This window comes from Brachyspira sp. SAP_772 (genome assembly GCF_009755885.1).
GTDB lineage: Bacteria > Spirochaetota > Brachyspiria > Brachyspirales > Brachyspiraceae > Brachyspira.
Genome location: NZ_VYIX01000384.1, coordinates 1 through 513 on the forward strand (window position 1 = coordinate 1; position 513 = coordinate 513).

Below are 513 nucleotides of genomic sequence, written 5' to 3' on the forward strand. Positions count from 1 at the left end.
AATCAATGGTTCTTTTACAGTTTCGCCAATAGACGGTATTGTAATTTTTTGCATATAATTTGGAAACACTAATAATAATGTTATTATATACAAAATCAATGCTATTAATAATTGAAATATCCTCTCCATATTAAGAGTTTTATTAATTATAGATTTTATAATTTTTTTATTCGTGTTCATAATAATTTTTATCCATTAATTTTACACATTTGTATTATCAGCATTATCATAGGCTTCTAATATTTTAGAAACTAACCTATGCCTTATCACATCTTTTTTATCRAAATGATGAAAAGCTATGCCTTCTATATTTTTTAATATTTTAATAGAATGCTCCAAACCAGATTTTACATTCTTAGGCAAATCACTTTGAGTAATATCCCCAGTAATAACAGCCTTAGACTTTTCACCAATCCTACTTAAAAACATCTTCATCTGAGCAACTGTAGTGTTCTGTGCCTCATCAAGTATTATAAAAGCCCTGCTTAAAGTTCTTCCTCTCATATAAGCTAA

2 protein-coding genes are annotated in these 513 nt (G+C 27.0%); both read right to left on the reverse strand.

Going from position 1 to position 513, the window contains the following annotated elements; genetic code table 11:
• Window positions 1-180: hypothetical protein (locus GQX97_RS14645; RefSeq protein WP_157152390.1), on the reverse strand; the 180-nt coding region annotated here is incomplete at its 3' end.
• A 21-nt stretch (window positions 181-201) separates the two neighbouring features.
• A partial coding sequence (locus GQX97_RS14650; protein ID WP_198391289.1) for a PhoH family protein occupies window positions 202-513 on the reverse strand: 312 nt, incomplete at its 5' end.